Genomic DNA, 1,025 nt, shown 5'->3' with positions numbered 1-1,025 from the left:
TTCAACCCCAAGCTGGATGCCGAGGCGCCGACCTTCAAGAAGAAGGGCAAGAGCCGCGACAGCATCCGCTTCGTCAACTTCGCCAAATACTGCCGTCTCGATCATCGCCGCGTGAAGCTGCCGGCCGGCCTGGGCTGGGTGCGCTTTCGTCAGTCGCGGCCGGTGGCGGGCAAGATCACCAGTTGCACCGTGGGGCTTGACGGCGGCCACTGGCACATCAGCTTCCAGGTCGAGATCGAGGTGGCGGAGTCGCCGCGCCATCTGGCCACCTCGACGGTTGGCCTGGACATGGGCGTGGCGCATTTCGCCGTCGACTCCAACGGCCAGCCCTATACCGGACGCAACAGCTTCCGGCACCTCGAGCGGCGCATCGCCACGGCCCAGCGCCACCTCAAGCACAAGACCCAATTCTCCCAGAACTGGAAGAAGCAGAAGGTCCGCATCGCCCGGCTGCACCAGAAAGCCGCCAATGCCCGTCGCGACACTCTGCACAAACTCTCGACGGCGATCAGCAATAACCACGCCATGGTCGCCATCGAGGCTCTGCAGGTCCGCAACATGACGGCATCGGCCAGCGGCTCTCTGGCCGCACCGGGCAAGCGGGTCCGGCAAAAGGCCGGGCTGAACAAGGCGATACTCGACCAGGGCTGGTACGAGTTCCGGCGCCAGCTCACCTACAAGCAGGAATGGCGAGGCGGGCTGCTGGTCGCCGTGCCGGCGGCGCATACCAGCCAGACCTGTCCCGAGTGCGGGCATGTGTCGGCTGCCAACCGGCCCAGTCGCGCGACCTTCTGCTGCCAGGCCTGCGAACACACGGCGCATGCCGATGTGGTCGGTGCCCGCAACGTCCTGGCCAGAGCACACGAGTGGTTATCAGGGCAGGACCTGCCCGTTGCGCCTGTGAAGTGAGCGGTGCGGCAAGGCCGCCAGCAGCAGGAACCGGCCACCCGAGCGATCGGGCTAGCACCCGCCAGGGAATCCTCTTCCTGAAGCGCTTTAGCGCTGTAGGGAGGGGAGGAGGTCAA

The 1,025-nt window shown here is 66.0% G+C and carries 1 protein-coding gene; it reads left to right on the top strand.

Going from position 1 to position 1,025, the window contains the following annotated elements:
• Positions 1-909, top strand: a 909-nt coding sequence (locus FEF15_RS19205) for an RNA-guided endonuclease TnpB family protein (protein WP_163561075.1), incomplete at its 5' end; no start/stop codon positions are given.
• Between the last annotated feature and the right edge of the window lie 116 nt (positions 910-1,025).

This window comes from Halomonas sp. NO4, from assembly GCF_010994375.1.
Classification (GTDB): domain Bacteria; phylum Pseudomonadota; class Gammaproteobacteria; order Pseudomonadales; family Halomonadaceae; genus Halomonas.
This window is presented reverse-complemented; position numbering and strand designations above follow the sequence as displayed.